This is a genomic window from Paraburkholderia domus (genome assembly GCF_905220705.1).
GTDB lineage: Bacteria > Pseudomonadota > Gammaproteobacteria > Burkholderiales > Burkholderiaceae > Paraburkholderia > Paraburkholderia domus.
This window is the reverse complement of record NZ_CAJNAT010000005.1, coordinates 63624-84160: the sequence shown is the minus strand read 5'-3', so window position 1 is coordinate 84160 and position 20537 is coordinate 63624. Positions and strand designations below refer to the sequence as shown.

At 61.5% G+C, this 20537-nt stretch carries 12 protein-coding genes and 1 pseudogene; 3 read left to right on the top strand and 10 right to left on the bottom strand.

Annotated elements, in window-relative coordinates; translation table 11 throughout:
- On the bottom strand, window positions 1–9021 hold the full coding sequence (locus tag KHO31_RS12275) for a hemagglutinin repeat-containing protein (protein WP_211623407.1): 9021 nt from the start codon (window positions 9019–9021) through the stop codon (window positions 1–3).
- Between the two features lie 339 nt (window positions 9022–9360).
- On the bottom strand, window positions 9361–10476 hold the full coding sequence (locus KHO31_RS12270; RefSeq protein ID WP_201086620.1) for an ISAs1 family transposase: 1116 nt from the start codon (window positions 10474–10476) through the stop codon (window positions 9361–9363).
- A gap of 482 nt (window positions 10477–10958) precedes the next feature.
- On the opposite strand from KHO31_RS12270, the gene KHO31_RS12265 reads away from it, so the two are divergent.
- Window positions 10959–12545 (top strand): Na+/H+ antiporter, encoded by a 1587-nt coding sequence (locus KHO31_RS12265; protein ID WP_201077031.1) that lies wholly within the window; start codon window positions 10959–10961, stop codon window positions 12543–12545.
- Between the two features lie 57 nt (window positions 12546–12602).
- Here KHO31_RS12265 and KHO31_RS12260 read toward each other — a convergent pair whose 3' ends face one another.
- Window positions 12603–12896, bottom strand: coding sequence for a hypothetical protein (locus KHO31_RS12260; protein ID WP_201077029.1), 294 nt, complete (start codon window positions 12894–12896; stop codon window positions 12603–12605).
- Window positions 12897–13158: 262 nt separating this feature from the next.
- Window positions 13159–13797: an HD domain-containing protein gene (locus tag KHO31_RS12255; protein ID WP_201077027.1), complete on the bottom strand. Its 639-nt coding sequence runs from the start codon at window positions 13795–13797 to the stop codon at window positions 13159–13161.
- A 242-nt stretch (window positions 13798–14039) separates the two neighbouring features.
- Between KHO31_RS12255 and KHO31_RS12250 the strand changes: the two genes are divergently transcribed.
- Both KHO31_RS12250 and KHO31_RS12245 read left to right on the top strand, forming a co-directional pair.
- A complete protein-coding gene (locus tag KHO31_RS12250; RefSeq protein ID WP_201086619.1) occupies window positions 14040–15002 on the top strand; it encodes a GlxA family transcriptional regulator in 963 nt (320 codons plus the stop codon).
- 156 nt (window positions 15003–15158) lie between these two features.
- Window positions 15159–15917, top strand: a complete 759-nt coding sequence (locus KHO31_RS12245; protein WP_201107739.1) for an SDR family oxidoreductase — start codon at window positions 15159–15161, stop codon at window positions 15915–15917.
- A 54-nt stretch (window positions 15918–15971) separates the two neighbouring features.
- On the opposite strand, the pseudogene KHO31_RS40005 reads toward KHO31_RS12245, so the two are convergent.
- From KHO31_RS40005 to KHO31_RS12215, 6 genes and pseudogenes are all read right to left on the bottom strand, one after another.
- Window positions 15972–16415, bottom strand: a pseudogene (locus KHO31_RS40005) (winged helix-turn-helix domain-containing protein); the annotation flags it as partial.
- A gap of 335 nt (window positions 16416–16750) precedes the next feature.
- Complete coding sequence (locus tag KHO31_RS12235) at window positions 16751–17578, bottom strand: class II glutamine amidotransferase (protein WP_201086617.1); 828 nt, start codon at window positions 17576–17578, stop codon at window positions 16751–16753.
- A 241-nt stretch (window positions 17579–17819) separates the two neighbouring features.
- Window positions 17820–18185 carry a response regulator gene (locus tag KHO31_RS12230; protein WP_028196001.1) on the bottom strand — a complete coding sequence of 122 codons (366 nt, stop codon included), beginning with the start codon at window positions 18183–18185 and terminating at the stop codon, window positions 17820–17822.
- A 20-nt stretch (window positions 18186–18205) separates the two neighbouring features.
- Complete coding sequence (locus tag KHO31_RS12225; RefSeq protein ID WP_201077019.1) at window positions 18206–19177, bottom strand: chemotaxis protein CheX; 972 nt, start codon at window positions 19175–19177, stop codon at window positions 18206–18208.
- 44 nt (window positions 19178–19221) lie between these two features.
- Window positions 19222–19761 (bottom strand): hypothetical protein, encoded by a 540-nt coding sequence (locus KHO31_RS12220; protein WP_201107738.1) that lies wholly within the window; start codon window positions 19759–19761, stop codon window positions 19222–19224.
- Window positions 19758–20492: a methyl-accepting chemotaxis protein gene (locus KHO31_RS12215; protein ID WP_201077011.1), complete on the bottom strand. Its 735-nt coding sequence runs from the start codon at window positions 20490–20492 to the stop codon at window positions 19758–19760. The genes KHO31_RS12220 and KHO31_RS12215 overlap by 4 nt, the downstream gene beginning before the upstream one ends.
- Between the last annotated feature and the right edge of the window lie 45 nt (window positions 20493–20537).

Sequence of the window (20537 nt, the reverse complement as noted above, 5' to 3'; positions counted from 1 at the left end):
TTAAGGTGCTCCAGGGATAACCGTGACGACAAGCCCGGTTTTGGAATTCGTGACGACCCGAACGTTGTTCACCGGATCATAGTATCCCGTTGTTCCAGGACGCGTAGGGTAGTTAACGCCATTATCAATGGTGTTTTTCACCACTGAGGGCGGCACACCCCGACCCTGCATTTGGTCTATAGCATGAGCTGAGTAATCAACTCCTCCAATGGTCGCCGGGGCATTAGTACCACGTGGCACATCCATTGGACTACCGCTGACCCCCACCGGCGTACTTGCATCCTGCGACCCAGAATTGTCGCCACTATTCAGCGTCGCATTGCCCGGCAAATACCCCGGCGTTCCCGGCGTTACAACCGGCACGGCAGCACACAACGGCGGAACGGCACACATCGGAACCAGCGCTGCCGAACCACCGGCCGCCGGCGGCTTCGAGTTGCCACCCGGCCCATTCAGATCGCTTGGATCAACATACGGCCCCTGCGGGCCGTTCGCGTTCACCAACGCCGCGAACTGGTTCGCCAGGTTCTCCGCGCCACGTCCCGCGCTCGCGAACTGATCGCCAATCCAGCCAAGCGCCGAATTCGCCGTGCTGCCCTGGCCGTCACCGTTACCTGTGCTTCGATTGTAGAGATCCGCATTGCTCGCCGTGAACGCGCCCGTGGTCCCGCCAATCAGGAACCCGCCCGCACCCGCCACAACGTTGGACAGCACATTACCCGCCATCTGCGCCGCATCGCCACCACCCAGCGCGTCTCGCGTGCCGTTGGCCAGCCGGTTCAGATCGCCCGCCGCCCACGCTGCGATACCCGCACCCGCCGCGCCTTGCGCCGCACTTCCGATGCCTCCACCACCCAGACCCGCTGTGAGCGCGCCTCCCGCAATGTGCATCCCGATCCGGTAAGTCCCACCCTCATCCCACGCCGGATCGCCCGTTGCTTTAGCCTGTGCGTCAGCGTAGTCACCGATGCGCCGCGAAACCGCTTCGCCGGCAGCACTTGCCGCCGCCATCATGTCCGCCTGACGGTCGAGCAGGTTGTTCACGTCCGGCAGTTTTGCAACCCTGCCGTTCGTGCTCGACGTGTCGCGGTTCAGGCCCGCGATGTCCTGTGTCTGGCTGGCCGCATCGGCGACGCTGATCGTGCCCGCACTGATGCCGCTACGCGTGGTCGCACTGTCACTGCCGCTGTCGTCCTGGCTCAACATCGGCGCACCGCCGCCTGTATTCTTGCCTGAGGTATTGCCGTGGGTGCTGTAGTTCGCACCTCCGTCACCAGTCGTCACACCCGCGCTGAAGCCGCCCGAGTGCGCGTCGTAGCTGGACTGGTTCTGGATATCGCTGAAGGTCAGTGTGCCCGTGGACAGGTTGTTCTTCGACGCATCGGCATCACTCGCAATCACCGCGCCCTTGAGGTCGATATTGCCGTGAACGTTGACGTTCAATCCACCGTCGCCCGCGTGAATCCCCGCCTGTTCGTTCACACCCGCATAGCTTCCGTTCGCGTTCGCACTGGTATGACTGAAGCTCGCGCTACCACCGCCCTGACTGATCGCAAAGCCGCCGCCCTTACTTTCCTGATGCGCGGCGCTCGTCATCGTGTCCTGACGACTCTCAATATTCAGGTTGCCACCCACATCCGCATTCACCTGACGGCCATTGACGTTCGAACCAATAATATTGGCATCTCCACCACTGATGATCGTCGCAGTGTTGCTCGCGTTGATGTGCGTGTTGTTCTGCATGGCGGCATCGCTGTTGCCATTGCCGTGCGCCTTCGACATCGACGCATCGACACCGAAGCCCTGCGTGCCATAGGAGATACCCACGCTCGCGCTGCTGGACTCGTTGCTGCTGCGCGTCGAGTCGGTATCGGTCGTGTTCACGAGGTTGACCTGATTCCTTGCCGCCAGGATCACGTCGTTCGCGTTCACGCTCGAACCGGCAATTGTCAGGTTACCGCTTCCCGGCGTGCCGTCTCCGGTCGCCACGAACGCAGCCGTGCCACCCGCCGTAATACTTGCCCCCCGATTGGTCGTGCTGTCCTCTGCATACGTGCTCTTACTGTGGCTGCTGCCGTAGCTGAGTTCAACTTTCGCTTCCGGCTTCTCTCCGTTCGCGATCGCATCCATTGCCGCCTTGCCCGTGAGAGCGAAATCAATCGCACCGCTTGCCGCTGCCATGCCGTGCAATGCTGCCGCGCGATCATCCTGACTGCGGCTCGCACCACGTGCCTGGTCAACCGTGTTGGACACCGCGTCAATCACCGGGGCCTTGATCGCAAGCGTAAAACCGCTCTGTTTGACCTCGTGTGTCTCGTCGTGGTGCATCGTATCGACGGCAGAGTCAATCGTGACGTTCGCGCCGGTGCCCGTGACATTCTGCGCCGCGACCAGATCACTGCCCGTGACGTGCAGGTCCTTGCCTGCGGTGATGTTCAGACTGCCATTCAGCGAGCCGACCGTGCTGCCCGTGTTCGTTACCTGTGTCGTACTGGCCATGTCAGTCTGCGTCTTGCTGCCCACCGAAATGCCGATCCCGCCGCCCGTGCCAAGGCCGGACTCGTGCTTCTGGTAGTAGCTTGATGTGCTCTGCGTGTCCTGCGAGGTCGTGATATTCACATTGCCTGCCGCCGCCAGATTCACGTCGTTCGTGCCTGCGATGGTCGAACCCTTCACGTTCAGGTCCTTGCCTGCGCTGACCGTGACCGTATCGCCGGACACGGTGCTTCCCACGCCGATGTTCGCCTGCGTGTTCTGCATCGAGTCGGTGGTCGAGCCATGCACAAAGCTCCCGCGCTTCGATTCGGTCGCCGAGTACGAATCGTGTTCCTCGCGGCCTTCGTTGATGGTCACGTTGCCGGTGGCCGCAATGGTTGCCGCGCCGCTGCCCGCTGCCAGCGACGACCCTGTGAGCGTGACGTTACCCTTGCCGGGATCGGCGCTCAGGGCCGCGAGCGTTGCATTGCCGCCTGCGCTGATGTTCGTCCCGACCGCCTGTTCGTCGTAGCTGCGATCGGCCTGCTTGCGGGTTTTGTCGTCGGCTGCAACGTTGTTATAGGTCGCGGTATTCGTGACAGTCGTTGCCGTCAGGTTACCGCCCGCGACAACAACCATGTCGCCCCCCGCGCTGATCGTCGCGCCCCTGAACGTCATGTCGTTGCCGCTCTGCATCGCGAGACTTCCGCCTGCCGTGACTGCGCCAGTCTGGTTGATCGTGCTGGATGCTTCCCAACGATGGTCGGCATTCTTTGTCGCTGACTGCGACGTGTCCGACTGCACGGTATCCACCGTAATGTCGCGCCCGGCCGCGATCTGCGCATTGCCGCCCGCCGCGATGCTCGCGCCATGAACCGACACGTCATTGCCCGCCACCACCAGCAGGTCTCCCGTCGATGCAATCGTGCCCTGTGCGCCGAGCAGACTCTGGCTGACCTTGCTGTTGCCGACAGTCGAGCTGACACCAACGGTGTCCACCAGCGTCGTGTTCACAATGTCATGACCGGCGAGTACGGCCACGCGGTTGCCAGTGATCCGTCCCGACGCGTTCACCACGTCATTCGTCGCGGAAACCACAGTCGTACCGTCGACCGTGCCGCTGCCCGGACCGCTACCGATGGAGCCGCCCCGGTTCAGGATGTTCGTCGCGGCGATAACGGTCTGCGTACCACCCTTGATGACACCCGAGTTCGTCGCGCTGCCCGTAGCGTGAATCTCCACATCATCGGCAGTAATCAGCGCACCGGTGGGCTGCAGGTCGTTCGCGTGGGTCAGTGCCAGATAGACAACCGGGGCCAGCACCTGCTGCGTGCTACCGTCCGGCAGCGTGACGGTCTGGCTGACCAGCCACACGATGTCGCTCGTGAGCGCATCCATCTGCGCGGCAGTCAGCGCCAGTCCGGGTTCGAGATTGAATTCCTTCGCGACGTTCACGCCGTTGTTCATCAGCGCGCGATATTCGTCCTCGTTGCTGGTGTAGCCCTGCAGATAGACGCGCCCCGTGAGTTGCGTGATCTGGTTGCGCACCATCTGTTCTTCATACACACCATCGCCCAGCCGCTTGATGGTCTTCGACGGGTCGAGGCCGAGCGCGCCAAGCATGTAGTCACTCGAAACGAAACTCGTGTAGCTGGTCAGTCGTGGATCGGTAACGACAAGATACGACGCGCCTGGGGCCGTGTTAAACGTGTACAGGCCGCTCGACGGCAACGTGATACTGAGCACGCCGTCCGGTCCAGCGATGGACTGCGGCGCGTTGATCGTCTGCGTCTGGCCTGTGGCGAGATTGACGGTCTGCGCGCCTGTGCCGATGATGCCGCCCACGGTGCCGTTCGCGCCAAGTGTGCCGCCCGTAGCGCCGGTCGCAGAGTTTGCCGCCGCAACGTTGGTGTTGTTGATGTCGGTCGCGCTGATCTGCACCGAGTTGTTCGCGATGATAGTGCCGCCCGTGCCGCCAATTGCGACAGGTGAAAGCACAATTGACGGCTCGACTACCGTACCCACGTCACGGGAGATATTCTCGTTCCACGCGTAGGTCGAAACGATCTCCTGCTTCTGGTACTGGTAGAGCGTCTGGCCGATGTTGTTCACCAGTGTGCCACCGTAGTTACCACTTGCCACATCGCCACTCGCGTCGTCGCTGCCAATCTGGATCGAGCCACCCGCGCCGATGGCGCTGTACGCGTTGTTCAGCGTGCCAACGTTGGCGAGCACCATGTTGCCGCCCGCCATGATCTGCGCCTGCTGCGCCTGCGGACCGGTTACCTGGTCCTGCTGGGTAGTGGTCGTCGTGTCGCGGGCGATCTCGACGCGCTGGTAGCCCTTGTGCGCATCGTTGCGCGATGCGTATTCGGTGCCCGGATCGTAGTTGACGTTCGGATCGTAGCCATCCCAATAGCTCACGGTGATCGTGCCGTCAGCGTTGGAGGTCAACGTGTTGTAGTAGATCGTTTGCGGCTGGCCGTTGACGTTCACCACCAGCACCTTGTCAGTCGCATTCGGGCCGGCGGCCTGCGACACGACGTCTGAACTGGAGAAGGTCGTATTGACTGGAGCAATATAGCCATCGTCCCACATGGCCTGCGTGCAATAGCCCTTGTCGGCATTCCCGGTCGCGCAGGCCATGTACTTGCTGCGCTTGGTCTGATGTTCGGTTTCAACATCAGTTATCACGGTCTCGACAGTGGGCGCGGTACGCGTGTTAGTCAGCGTCTGCGTGGCAACCTCGATGTTGCCCTGCGCCTCGACGGTCGACTGGTCGTTGGTGACGGAATTGCTGCGGTTGGCGAGCAGGCCGTTCATGTCGCGCGTGCCGTTCGCCGCGATGTTGATGTCACCGAGACTGAAGATATTTGCGCCGCCCGTGTTGGAGATATTGCCAGGTGAATACAGATTCAGCTGCGAAGCAGCGGCCATCACAGCGGCGGCACCTGTGTTGGCAATCAAACCGGCATTCAGCGTGACCGTGTTACCGATGATCGCTGCCGTGTTAACGAGCGAACCGCTATTTGTCGCAACGGTATCGCCTTCGATGCGTCCTTCGTTGGTAATGGCGTTCGCCGCGTTGACCGTCGTGCTTGCCGAGTTCAGATCCGCGCCCGCCTGGTTATCGACGTTCGCGGCGTTGACCGTCAGTGCGTTCACTGCGCCGAGCGTGCCCTGGTTCGTGAAGCTGCCCGCTGTCGTGAATGTCAGGTCGTGATTAGCCTGAATCTGGTTGGTGCCGGTCAACGTGTAATCGCTGTTGACCGTCACTGCGCCGTCATTCCCGGCAATGATCCTGCCGTCGCCCATAAGCTGGTTGGTCGTGACGCTCAGATCCTGGTCGCTGCCAATCGCGCCGTTCTGGTTCGCCAGCGTGCCGGCATTGACGGACACCGAACCGCCGCTGCCCGTGTCATTGCCGATCCGGCCCGACGTGTTGTCCAGCGACGCGACATTCAGCGCGACCGCACCGTTGCCATGAACGGAACCGCCCGCATTGACGAGCGCAGCGTTAGGGCCGTTCAGCGTGACGTTGTTCGCGCCTGACAGCGAGCCGCTGGTGTTGTCTGCAAGCTGGGCGATGTCCAGCGTCAGGTCATGGCCCGACACGAGTTGCGCGCCGTTCGTGTTAGACAACGTGCCCGCGTTCACGGTCACGTCGCCATTGCCGCCAATGGTGCCTGCGCCAGCGACGCCGCCCGTATTGCTGTTCGTGATGGTGGCAGCGCTGACCGTTGTCGCACCCGATCCAGTGCTTGCGATACGCCCGTTCGTGTTGTCGAGCGATGCGCCTGTGACGGCCAGCGTTGCAGCCGGGTTGTCTACCGTCGCATCCGCCTCGATCTGTCCGCCCGTATTGTCGATTGCATCCTGCGCCGACGCTGAGACGTTCCCGCTGCCCTGGATCAGGGCAGCCCGGTTGTCGAGCGTGCTGGCGGACTGGACTGTCGCCGCACCACCCGCGGTAACCGTGCCGCCCGCATTGCCGATGCTGCCACCCGACACCGACACGTCGCCGTTGCCACCAATCAGGCCATTGGCCGTGTTCGTGACTGCGCCGCTGGCGGCAACCGTCGTTTTACCGGTCCCTCCGTTCGCGATGGAACCCCCGTCGTTAGCAACCGACTGCGCCGTGACAGACAGCGTGTCGTCCGCCTGGATCGTGCCACCCGCGTTATCCAGCGCGCCCGTGTCCGTCACCGAAACAGTCTGAGCGCCGACGTAGCCGCCCGCGCTGTTGTCCAGTGAGGCGACGTGGAGCGTCGCACCAGTCTGTGCGGCCAGCGTGCCACCGCGATTCGCCACCGCACCCGAGCGGACACCGAGCGCACCATTCGTCGCAATCGTGCCGCCGTTGTTCGAAAGCGTGCCGCCGTTGATCGACAGTGTGCCGGTGCCGGAACTGGCAATCGTGCCGCCGTCGTTGATGAGCGCAGCGGAGCCGAGCGCCAGGCTGTCACTGTTGGTCTGCAGCGTGCCGCCCGAGTTGTCGAGCGTACCGCTCACGTCAACGGTCGTCGCGCCGGTGCCCGTCTGTGTAATGCTGCCACCGTGGTTGACGAGGTTCGTCGCATGCAACGCGAGCTGGTCTGCTCCGAGGTTGCCGTGGCTGTTGTCGACGGTCGCCGCCGTCAGTGTCACAAGGTGACCTGCCGCGATGGTGTTCGCATTCGTCAGCGTCGAACTTGCGGCCAGCGTGACATTGCCGTTCGCCGCCAGCGTGCCGCTGTTGAACAGCGACTGCACGGCGCTGGAGATCAGCGACTGCACCGCCGTGATCGAACCCGCGTTCGCAATCTGCCCGGCCTGCACGGTCACATTGCCGTTGCCGCCAATGGCCCCACCTGCGCCGTTGTTCAGCAGGCCACCCATCGCCAGCGTCAGGCCGTCCGCGCCAACCGCCACAACATGGCCTCCTGTGTTATCGAGCGAACCCGCACTGACGGAGAGTGCACCTGACGACTGCAGCGTGCCGCCCTGGTTCAGCAAGTCACTTGTCGCCGCGACGTTGAGAGTACTGTCCGAGACAATCTGCCCGTTGCGGTTGGACAGTGCGCCCGCCGTGACGGTCTGCGCGCCGCCCGAGGACAGTACACCACCGTCGTTCGTGAGCGTCCCGGAGGCGCGCGTGTCCAGCGCGCCGCCCGCCGTCACCGTTGCGCCGGACAGGTTCAGGTCGCCGCCGCTGGCCGCGAGCTGGAGCGCACCGTTCGCCGAGGTAGTGCTCCCGGCGAGTTTGACCATCGCACCCTTCAGCGCGGCATTGCCACCCACCGCGTTGCGACCGGTCGCGGCAAGCGAGCCGCCAGCCGTCACGGAAAGATCGCCGGACTGCGCGAGGCTGCCGTCGCCGTTCACGCCCGCGCCGAGCGTGCCCGTTGACGCCACGCTGCCTGCGTTGACGGTCGTATTCTGCTGCGCCGCGAGCACGCCGCTATTCGTGAGCGTGCCAGACGTGCCTGCGCTCACGTTCTGCTGCGCATAGGTGGTCCCGCTGTTGTCGATGCCGCCTGCGGCAGAGAGCGCCATGTTGCCACTCGCTCTGGTCTGTCCGGCAAGCGTCAGCTGGCCGTTCATGCTCAGTACCAGATCGCCCGCCTGCGCCGCGAGCACGCCTCTGTTCGAGACACCGACACCATTCTCCGTGCCGACCAGCACGATACGGTTCGCGTACATGCCCCCGAGCTGGCTCACGTCGATGGAGACGCCCGGCGCCGGACCATCGCCCGCGATAGGCGTTGCACTGAGAGTGTCATGGTTGACGCTGTTCGCACCGGTCACGACATTCAGATTCTTTGCATGGATTGCAGCGTTTGCCTGGACGGCGCGGGCCAGCAGGTCAACCTGATCGGTATCGCCCGCATTCAGCCCCGCGCCCTGGATGCTGATGTTGCCGCCGGTCACGTTAAAGCCCGAGAGTGAACCGTCGGGCGCAAAGTTCGGGGTCCCCGTGGTCAGGATGGCTCTCGATGTATTGATAAAGCCGCCACCGTTCACGGAAATCCCGCTTCCGTTCGCGATCACAACTTCCGCGCGCTGGCCCGCGACTTCAAGACGCCCGTTGATCTGGCTCGCCGCGCTGCTGTTGACCTGGTTGACGATCACACGCGCAGACTGCCCAGGACCGAAGTTCGGATTGCCGTTAATCATGCCCGCCTGCTGCGTCTGCACGATGATGGGCGAGTTGTTCAGGATCGCGCCTTTCTGCTGCACGTCGAACTGGCCGTAGGTGTTCATCGAGACGCCAGCGCCGGAAGGCCGGTTGATGTTCACCTGGTCCAGGCCGTTCTGTGTCTGGACCACGGACGGGGCGTGCGCGCCTCCCGGAACGATCTGTGCGCACGACAGCGACGGCAACGCGCCAAGGAGCGCGAGTGCGGCGAACGTGATCTGCCGCAGCGAAAAAATCATACCCTGTGATTTTCTGCTGCGGACCGTGGTCTGTCCTGCCTGCTTGCCGATTGCCGTGGCGGTTTCTTCAACGGCGACAAGCATTCCTCTCAGTCGGCTGTACACCAGCCTGTATGTCTTCCGGTTCATTCTTATGCTTCGTATTACGGATTATTAACCGGCCGTAAACTAGCGGAAATCAGACTAACGATTTGTCACCAACTTGCAAAATTTCGCAGTGCTACAACGTTTTTACAAAATCGTACTTTTCCTATAGAGCATCGACCCGACATCGCGTAGCCTGTGCAAGCGAAAAAAAACCCGCGCTAAGGCGGGCGGAACAGCTAGGTCAACGGGGAGTTATCACCGGCTGGGGATAGAAGTGGCGAGAGAAACCGGCCACAGTATGGCCAGCGAACGGGGGTCACCATAGGATTACTCCCAAAACGAAAAGGGGCAACCGAAGTCGCCATGGCAATTGCATGAAGCTCACAAGCCCAGCAGGCTGGCACGATATTGGTCGTTGGCGCAGGCCTTAAGGCGACGTATATTCAGTCCTGCCTTTGTGCGTGTATCGCGCTTGAGCAGATTCATGGCGATACGACGCAGGATCGCGAAGTTCTGCGCGGCATTCTCGACTCTCACACGACACTGGTCTTCGCCAAAGGCCATGTCGAGTACCCAGTGCATGTTGTTTTCGATGCGCCAGTGCGAACGTACTGCATGAGCGATCCGGCACGCGTTGGCGGGCAGGCTGCTGATGTAGTAACGCCGCTGCGTCGAGGCGACTCCGGCGATTTCGCGCGTCGCCTCGATCATGACAACCGAGCGCAGTCCCGGCCAGCGCCCGTCCACCTTGCCGGGCCAGCGTGAGGAGACATCCTGGGCCACGCAGTGTCGCGTCTCGATACGCCCATGATCCTTTTCGATCTCGCGGTATTCGTCAAACGTGCCAGCGTGCAGTTCTGGCCAACGTTCCAGTGCGTCAAAGACACCACGCATCAGTCGGGCGAGCGGAGGCTGGTTGTCCTTGACTGCCAGCACATAGTCAGCCTGTGCCTGGATGATCCTGTCGGCGATGCGCTGCTGGCAACCCATCGCGTCGATCGTCACGATCGCGCCCTTGAGCAGCAGTGCGTCGAATAACTCTGGAATCGCCGTGATCTCGTTGCTTTTGTTTGTCGTGCGCACCTGCCCCAGCACCACGCCCAGACCACTGCCATAGGCCGACACCAGATGAAGTGCCCGCTGATCGCCGCGGTGCGAGCCGCGCACTGTTTTGCCGTCAATGGCTACCACCTGATCGGCCAGCGCCGGGCACAGATGCGTAGTCCAGCGCATGAAGCAGGCTTCAAACTGTTGTGCATCGAGCGCGGCAAACACGCGCCCGAATGTGTCATGCGACGCAATGCCGTTGACCAGTGGCAGGTAGCCGCGCAGCCAGTCCAGCTTCGCTTCAGCCCATGTCTGGATCGCCACCCAGCTATCGGCACCCGACAGAATTGCACACAGCGCCACCACCAGCATCTCCGTCAGATCATGAGATGGCGTGCGGCTGCGCGGATCGCCAAACGCTTCTTCGATACTGAGTACGTCTTCCTGCATCGCTTGTTCCGGGGCATAAAACCCAGAGTAAACGCGCTTTCAACCGCGTTTACAACGACCTCGCCACTATCTGTAACGTTTCATGCAATTGCCCTGGCATCTTCACAACATGCTTTCACAGGAGTTCAGAACAATTCGTAGGACACCACGCGGGCGCCTGTCAGTCATCAACACGTGTCACCGGCGATAACAGGAATAGCGAACGCGCATGGGGAATCGCGTCGAAACGCACTCAGACGACCTCTAGCAGACTCTCCCTCACCAGGGAAAAAACGGGCGACGCAATTAGGGCTAGCCGTCCGAGGAGGTCACCCCGAAACTTATCCCCAGTTTTTGTTCGCAAGGCTGTGGACAACCAGCGCACAGGCAAGCCAAGTGCTTGATGCCACAAGCGTATCTCCCATCGGCTCAGCCGCAGGCATAATCCCCGCCCTGTGATAAAAAGAAACTCCCCACGCTTTACCACTCGCCGAGGCCCCCGCATGTCCTCCGTCATGGCCTTCAAACTCGTCCTGCTGTCGCTCGTCGCGATGATCGGTCTCCAACTGGTCGCCAAGCGGCTGCGACTCCCACCGGCCGCAGCGCTTCTGGTCGGCGGCGCCGCAATGGCCTTCGTGCCAGGCCTGCCGCCCGTCAATCTCGACCCCGAACTGGTCCTGATCGTATTCCTGCCGCCGCTCCTCATGGACGGCGCCTACTTCTCCGTGTGGGACGAATTCAAGCGCAACCTTGGCGGCATCCTGTTGCTCGCGATTGGCGCCGTCGCCTTTACGACCCTCGCGGTCGGCCTGGTCGTGCATTGGGTCGTGCCGGCGTTGCCGTGGAGCGCGTGTTTCGCGCTAGGCGCGATCGTCTCGCCGCCTGACGCCATCGCAGCAAAGGCCGTGCTGGAGCGCGTCGCACTGCCGCGCCAACTCATGGTCCTGCTCGAAGGCGAAAGCCTGCTCAACGACGCTGCCGGCATCGTCCTGTTCCGCTTCGCCGTGGCAGCCGCGCTGACCGGCACGTTCAGCGCGCAACATGCGGCCGGCCGCTTTGCCGTGCTCGGGCTGGGCGGCATCGCAGTGGGCATCGCGATCGGCTTCGTGGTCGTCAGGCTGCTGCGTTATCTCGACGACGCCTACCTCATCATCACCGCATCCGTACTCTCCGCGTGGATCAGCTACATCGCCGGCGACATGCTGGACGTCTCGGGCGTCATCGCAACCGTCAGTTGCGGCATGGTGCTTGGCTGGCATCAGCACGACATCTTTTCTGCCTCGGTGCGTACGCGCGGCACTGCCTTCTGGCAGATCCTCATCTTCCTGATGGAAGCGCTAGTGTTCATTCTGATCGGGCTGTCGCTGCGCGGCGTGATCGTGCGACTGGGTGGCGTCGGCGACACATTGACCGCGTTGGCGCCGGCTGTCGGCGCGGTCATCGCGGCGGTCGTGCTGTCGCGCTTCGTGTGGGTGTTCGCCGTCGAATGGTTGAAGAGACTGGCGTGCAAGCTGATGCGGCGCGCAAACATTGCGCTCGACTGGCGCTCGGCGACTGTGACGAGTTGGGCCGGCATGCGTGGCGTGGTGACGCTGGCAATCGCGCTCTCGTTGCCCGAGGCGATGCCAGGGCGTGATCTGATTCTGGTCGCGTCATTCGCGGTGATTCTCGTGACCGTGCTCGGGCAAGGGACCACGATCGGTGCGTTGATTCGCAGGGTCAATCTGGATAGCGTCAACGAGCGCAACGAACGGCATTTGACCGAACCTCAGGCGTGGGCGAGGCTCGAAGCAACGCAGCTTGCCGCGATCCAACCACTTGTGCACGACGCACAGGGACAAGTGATTCATCCGCGCCTGCTGGAGCAATATAGCTATCGGGCGCAGATGACCGAAACCTACCAGGACGTGACGGAATATCCTGCCGATGTTCGAACCGCGCATTACGACGTGGTGCTTGCCGCCGTGGCGGCCGGTCGCCGAGAGTTGTTGCGGATGCATCGATCAGGGTTGATTCATGATGAACTGCTGACCGTGCTTGAGCGGGATCTGGATTTGCAGGAGATCGCCGCGTTGCATGGCAGAGGATGACCGGGACAACGCCTGGCGTTAGTCCACCTGCGAGCCCGGTCGAATATTTGGCCGGTTTCAATGGCCTTTGAAAATATCGAGCAGTTGATTTTGCATCTGCATCATTTCATGCGAATGCTTCATCTCCATCTGCGCCATCGTGTCCTGATACTCCATTTCCATCTGCATCATTTTTTGCTGGATGCCGATGGCCTGAGTACGCTGTTCAGGTGTCAACTTGTCCATCATCATGCCGTAGTTCGGCGGCATCAGATACGTGCCGGCACGCCCTATTCCCTGTGCCTGTACGGAACCCGCCATAAGCGCGAGTGGCAACAGTCCGCACATCAGTACGGTTCGGATCGATTTCATGTCATCTCCAGTCTCAAGTGAGTAGCCGGTCTAAAAAAACGGCTACGTAGGCGACGTTCAAACGCTCAGACACACAGGCGGCGGTCGATCCGCTGCACATGACGGGTCTGGGAATGCAACACCCGGGAACGGCTGCCATGCACGGCTGACCGGGTGTTTCATGGCTTTAGTCGCGAACGCTTACTGGAAATGACAGGTTGAATAAAATTTGCGCCGATAATCTTTCTTCTACTCGGCTGTCACTTTTGCCGCGGCGTGCCGACTAATCCCTCCACGCCGACCCCAGAATCATCGTGCAGAAATTCTCGCGATGGTAATGCGGGTCTTTCAGCGCCAGTACGTCCGCCTTCACGTTGCCGAAGGTCGTCTCCGGTTTGTGAATCGTGCCGTGTGCGAATGCATCGATGATGCCTTCCTTGAAATGCGCGCCGCGCGGATGCGCGTGAATCACCTCGTGACGTTGTTGCTCGGTGAACTCGTCGTAGGCGAGGCCGAGCACGTCCATCTCCACGCCCGCGGTGACCAGCGCGACCACGGGCTTCATATATTGTGGAATCCCAGGCGTGGTGTGCAGCGCAATCGAATTCCATACCTGCTCGATGTCAGCTTCGCCGATGCCGTGGCGCTGCAAAAAATCACGCGCAGCGTTCGCGCCGTCCACCTCGAAGCGATCATGCTCGCTGCTATACGGCGCGACGAGCCCCATGTCATGAAACATGGCGCCGATGTATAACAGCTCGGCATCGTACTTGAGCTGCTTGCGCGCGCCGGCCAGCGAGCCGAACAGGAACACGCGCCGCGAATGGTGGTAGAGCAACTCTGTTTCGGTATCGCGGACGAGCTGTGTGGCTTCGCGCGCCATCATGCTGTCGGGGATCTGGATGCCTGCAATCGTGGTCATGTGAAGTGCTCCATGAAAGACTTGAATGAACCGGACACGCGGTCTTTGTGAGTCGATCGCGCGTTTGGTATGCTGGTCCGCGATGCTTTTATTCTGACCGTTCAGGCAGCGCGTCCGATGAAGTTCAGTATTGGTCAGCGCGCCGTCACGGGCAATCGCCGCGGGCCGTTGAACACTGCCAAACGCACCGCGTTGACTGCCGCAAGTTGCGGATTCCGTCCATCGTCAAAGGAAGTCACTCGATGCCTACCGTCGCGATCGCAATCTTTCCTGGCGTGCAGGCGCTCGACGTCGCCGGTCCGGTCGATGTGTTCTCCGAGGCCAATCGGTTCCTCGCGCCGCAGGATCGCTATGAGGTCACGCTGCTCAGCGCGCAGCCAGGTCCGCTGCGTGCGTCCAACGGCATGACGCTCATGGCCGATGCCACTTTCGACCACTCGCACCGCACGTTTGACCTAGCGTTGGTTGCAGGCGGCCCCGCGCTACCCGAGGGCGCCGCGCCCGATACACGTTTGCTGGAATGGTTGTCGCGAGTCGCTACGCAATGCGAGCGTTATGGCTCGATCTGCACCGGCGCGTTCGCGCTCGGCCATGCCGGGCTGCTCGACGCGCACAATGTCACGACGCATTGGCAGCACGCGGCCCAACTCGCCGAGCAATTTCCGCAAGCACGTGTCGATTTCGACCGAATCTATCTGCGCGACGGCAACCTGGTCACGTCGGCGGGCGTGACGGCAGGTATCGATCTGTCGCTGGCTTTAGTCGCTGAGGACCATGGGCCGCACACGGCGCTCGCCGTTGCCAAGCGGTTGGTGGTGTTTGCGCAGCGGCAAGGCGGGCAGTCGCAGTTCAGTCCTTATCTCACCGCTCCAGCTGATGAGACCTCACCGGTCGCCAAGGTTCAGGCGCACGTCATGGAGCGGATTCACGAGAGCTTCACGGTCAAACAACTGGCGGACGTCGCGGGAATGAGCGCACGGAATTTTGCGCGCGTGTTCGTGCAGGAGACCAAGGTGACGCCGCACGAATTCGTCGAGCGCGCACGTGTAGATGCCGCGCGCAAGTTGCTCGAAAGCAGCGATGCAGCGCTCAAGGCGATTGCCTACGACTGCGGCTTCGGCACCGCGGACCGGATGCGCATTGTCTTCGCGAAGCGAATCGGCGTAACGCCGATGCAATATCGCGAGCGCTTTCGTTCCGCGTGAAGGCGACATGCAGAGGATATGAAGTGCGCGTAGCAGCGGTATAAGCTATTGCATGAGAGCGATTAGAACGCGGCTTGAAAAACGGCGCCGCTGCAAGCAGCAAACATAGCGTGAGAAAATGACCGTCTTCTCAAGCCAACGATCACAAGGAACGACATGTCCACCTCTTCTCCGATTCGCGCGATCGTGACCGGCCACACTCGTGGGCTCGGCGCATCCCTTGCTGAACAACTGCTGACGCGTGGCATCGCGGTACTGGGATTGTCCCGCTCGCGTCACGCCACGCTTAAAGAGCGTTTCCCGGCGCTGCTCGAAGAAATCGAACTCGAACTTGCCGATCCGACACGCGTCGCGCAGTGGGTTGCAACCGATGCACTGCGCGGCTTCGTCAGCGGCGCGCAGAGCGTACTGCTGATCAACAACGCGGGCATGGTTCAGCCGATCGGTCCGATCGAAGGCCAGGACGCCACGGACATCGCGACCGCCGTGAGTCTGAACGTGGCCACGCCGCTGATGCTGGCGAGCGCGCTCGCCGCAGCCAGCGTCGAAGCGACCGATCGGCGCATCGTGCATATCTCCAGCGGCGCGGCGCGCAATGCGTATCCCGGCTGGAGCATCTACTGCGCGACCAAAGCCGCGCTCGATCATCACGCACGCGCCGTTGCACTCGACGCGAATCGTGCGCTGCGAATTTGCAGTCTGGCGCCGGGTGTTATCGATACGAATATGCAGGCGGAAATTCGCAGCAGCGGCACCGAGCAGTTTCCGATGCGCGAAAAATTCGAAGACCTCAAGCGCAACGGCCAGCTTTCGACACCCGAGCAATGCGCCACCCAGTTGCTCGACTATGCCTTCAGCGATGCATTCGGGCAAACGCCGGTGGCCGATATTCGCGAGGTCGCGAAGCAGGCCTGACTCGCGAGCGTCACGCTCCCGTAAAACCTCACCTTTCGGCAGATGCGCCGATACTCACACGCCGGGCGCGACCATTGCGCCGCGCTCGGCCGCTCCAATCTCGCCGTGCGGCACGAACACATAGCCTCGTCCCCACACCGTCTGCACATAGCGCGGCTCGGAAGGATCGATCTCGATCAGCCGCCGCAGCCGCCAGATCGATACGTCGAGGCTGCGCCCCTGATGCAGCACGCTATTGCCACGTAATTTCTCGTTGAGTTGCACGCGTGTGAGCACGGTCATCGCGTGATTGACGAAGATTACGTGATAAGGGATCGCTCGCAGCGTCTCCGTACGACGCGCGCACCTGCTCCCGAAAAGTCTCACCTTTGGTACAGAGCGGATGGGGTTCGGCGTGAAGTGCCCATCGGATTGCTCCCGAAAACGCTCACCTTTCGAGTTTGGGGGCAGGCCGCAAAGGCATGCTGGGCGGCGCACCGATGGTCTCGAACGGACGACTCCCGCAAACCCTCACCTTTGGAGAGGATCGAGTAATCTGCATACCCAGGTAAGAGGCGGTGTGTGTCAGGCGCTTACGCTCCGCGCCGGCTGCGGATCTGTTCGGCGAATGCTTGCGGGAGTTGTCGTCGGAATTGCTGGATGGTGAGGCGGAGTGATGTGTATGAGCTCACGTGTCGCCGATTGCCGTCGGCTCCCGAATGTTCTCACCTTTGAGCTTTTTGAATGCATTCGGCAGACCGGCCGCCGTCAAGGCAGCCGGCTCGTTCGTGCAGCCAATCAAAACTTATGACGAATCCCCACGACCGCCACTTCCTGGCTGTTAGTCCCTGAATTCACGCCGTAATCGCCGTCGCGAGAACTTCGGCGGGAACGGGTACATGCGCGCGCCGCAACAGCGCGCCGCTGCGGAACATCAGCAGATCGCCAGGCTTGCAGGCGGTCCACACTTCATCGGTGAGCGGCGTGGTGGCGATCACCGCCGTGCGATCGGCCGGCGTGCCACGCTCAGCGAAATCCACCGTCAGATCGCCATCCACAAGACGTGCGCGCGAAAACGGCCAGTGACGTATCACGTACGACAGACGCGTTGAGCAATACGCGAATTGCGCTTTGCCATTCGAGAGCACGAAATTGAAAATGCCATACGGAGTCAACGTGCGCGTCGCCTGCTCGATGACGTCGAACGCGGCGTCGATGTCGTCCGCGTTGCTGTTCGTGTGAGCGGCGAAATGCGCGTAGAGGCGATTCATGATGAAGCAGAACGCCGCCTCGCTATCGGTCGTGCCGACCGCCGCATACGGACCTTGCTCCGATTCACCAAGCGGTTGCAGGTCGCCGTTATGCGCGAACACCCATTGCTGGCCGCGCAACTCGCGCATGAACGGGTGGCAGTTCTCCACGCGCGCGCCGCCTTGAGTCGCCTTGCGAATATGTGCGACGACATTGCGCGACTTGATCGGGTAGCTCTTCAGAAACTCCGCCACCGGCGACTGATACGCGGGTTTTTCGTCGACGAACACGCGGCACGCACGGTCTTCGTAGAACGCCACGCCCCAGCCGTCGACGTGATGGTCGGTGAGGCCACCGCGTGCGGCAAAGCCCGTCAGCGAGAAACTGACGTCAGTGGGTTCGGCGCAGTTGAGGGCGAGCAATTGGCACATGTCCGACGCCGCCCTATGCCTGTTGAGCCGGGACGTGCGTGACCATGGCGGCATCCGCGGTTGCCGCGCCAGCGCTTTTTGAAGTTTTCGCGGCCATCACGTGTCATCCCAGTCGTTCACTTTCACTGGGAGACTAGCGTGTTTCAACCGTCGCCGTTATAGCGAATCATGCTTTGCAAATCACCGGCGCGCGGGCTCCCGAAAACCCTCACCTTTGGCCGGCTCGCCGCGCGTGCAGCGTCTAGCTCGCCAGCTTACGGAACGTTTCGAGCACCGCGTCGCCCTTGAACGGCTTGACGATCCAGCCTTTCACGCCGGCCGCTTTGCCGCGCTCTTTCATCGCCGGGCTGCTCTCGGTCGTCAGCATGATGACGTTGACGGTCGTGTTCGCGAGTTCGCCGCGAATCTTTTCGACCATCGTCAGGCCGTCCATATTCGGCATGTTGACGTCGCTGATCACCAGCTTGATGCCGGGGCTGGCCTTCAGTTTGGCGAGGCCATCCTTGCCGTCCACCGCCGTGTCGACGTCCAGACCGTTCTTCTTCAGAAAACCGGCCACTTCGTCGCGCACCGTGCTCGAGTCATCCACCACCAGAATTTTCGACATGTTTTTTCCTATGACAACACTCAGAACAGATCCAGTTCGCCCGCTTCGACCATCGCGCCGACATCGTCCGTGACTTCCTTGAAGTCCTCGGGCGACCAACTCAGGCTGAACACAAAACGTTGATGCAGCTTGACCGAACGGCCCGACTGCGGGTCCGTCAGCGAATACATGAAACACAGTTGCGGATTGCCGCTGCCGAACGAGATGTACTTGTGCTTGTGATTCACCAGCAGCGGCACTTGCACCTGGCTGCGCAGCCAGGCGTCCGCATCGCCGACATAGCGGTTCTTGAACGAACCCCAGATCAGATTCGTCACTTCGCCGAGCACGCTATTCAGATCGCGGAAGTTCGCTTCGCCATCTTCTGCGTTGTCGATCATCCGGTAGCGATCGAGCAGTTCGAGAATCGGCGTCTCTTCCGCCTGCATCATCATGTAGCCACGGCACCACGCGCTCTCCAGCGGAATCAGGCTGAACACCTCGCCGAAGATGATCCGGTCGCGCACGATATAAGGCGTGTCGGACGTGATGGTCAAATCCTTGAACACGTCGCCGAGAATCGCCTGCGTCATGTCGGCAATACCACGCACCAACGCGTTCGGGTAATCCAGACTGAAGATATATTCGTCGATCACCTGGCGCAAAGGCGCCATATCGCGCGCGACGTAGGCCGCGCAGACCACCCGGCGCAAGCTCTCCGGCAAACCGTCCAAGCCCGGATCGGCCTCTCGCCGCATGATGATCGGCAACTCAGGGCGCACTGCATTGATCCTGATCGCGATCTCGGCGCTCGCTTCGGCCGAGCCGCCGTAGCTTTCAGCGAACAGAACCGCGCCCAGATCGATGTTCGAGCGCAGCACCGACTGCAAGCGGTTCTTGCCGACTTTCACGCCGACCAGATTGTTCTCGTCGCAGAAGCGCTTCAGCGCTTCCTTATGCACCGGGCAGTCGTCCAGCACCAGCACCTTGCTGACCGGTTTGTTCATGTTCATTTCGCGTTCCTGCTCACTACGGATATCGACATCATTGTCAACACTCAAAACAACTCAAGCTCACCGCTGCTTTCTTCGATTGCGCTCGTGTCCGCCACGAAGTCGATCGGCGCATGCGCGCACACGCATACCGTCGCGGCAAGCTGCACGGAACCGTTAAGCACGATTGAATACGACGACAGAAAACCTGGCTTCAATTCCGGCAGATGCCCCAGGCAACGCGCGCTCAATACATAAGGCGTCGACATGCCGAGGTCAGGGAAATAATGCAGCAATTCCTGATTCATCGCGCCGCAGCACAGATTGCAGACTTCCAGAAAAACTTCCTGAAACTGCCGCTCGTCGGCCTCTTTCAGGTAGTAGTTCCGGGTGCTGTCGTTCTCGTCGAAGTGAAGGATTAGCAGCAGTCTGAACACGATCGACGAGATGGTCAGCACGACCACCTGGGTGTCCTTCGTTGCGCCCGTGCCAGCGTCGGCAAGCGGTGTGATTTCGCACGTATCGCCGGAATCCAGCGGCAAACGTGCCTGCGCCGCCTTGCGGAAAATGCGTTCGAAGCTGTCCTTCGCGTTGCCCGTGATCACATCGGCACCTGGCGCAGCTTCGAGTGAAACTGGTTGGCAAGCGATTCGACGCTGGAGAGCGACGCCGCGATCATCTTGCCGCCCGCCTGGATGTCCTGGAACGTGGAGGTGGTGGTCAGATCGTTGCGGTGCAGGCTGTCGCGATAGCTTTTCGACAATTCCTCTGACCGCGCGGCGAGTGCCCGGACCTCGCTCGCCACCACCGCGAAGCCGCGTCCCGCCGGCCCCGCACGAGCGGCTTCGATCGACGCGTTCAGGGAGACGATCACCACATGCCGCACGATCGACGACAGCTCTTGGTTCTTCGAGTGCATGTCGTGGTTCTGCGTCATCAGCGAGATCATCTGCTCGTGCCAACGCTCGAATGTTGCGCCGAGGCTCTTCAGACGCGCGGCTTCGCCGGCGATCTGTTGCGCCTGATGGGCCCATTGGTCTTTGTCGTCAGTCGCTGCTTTCAACGTTGCGCGCAGCTCTTCGACGCTGGCCGATTGCTGCATCAGCTCCTCGCGCAACTGTGCGGCCAACGCTTCCATCTCCTGCGCGGCCTGTTCGCGTTCGCGGATCGCTTCGCCGTGGTCCGCCTGCTCCGCCGACAACGCCTTGATCCGGGCATCCGCTTCGGCGGAAAGACGTGCCGTCAGCCTCGTGCTCTGCAATTTGTGCGCGACAAATGCCAGCAGCGCGGTCACCGCGCTGCCAGCCATCGCCGCCAATACGTACTGTTGAATCACAACCTATCCTTCCGAAGTCCGTCGCGAAACGCGTCAATCAGCGTT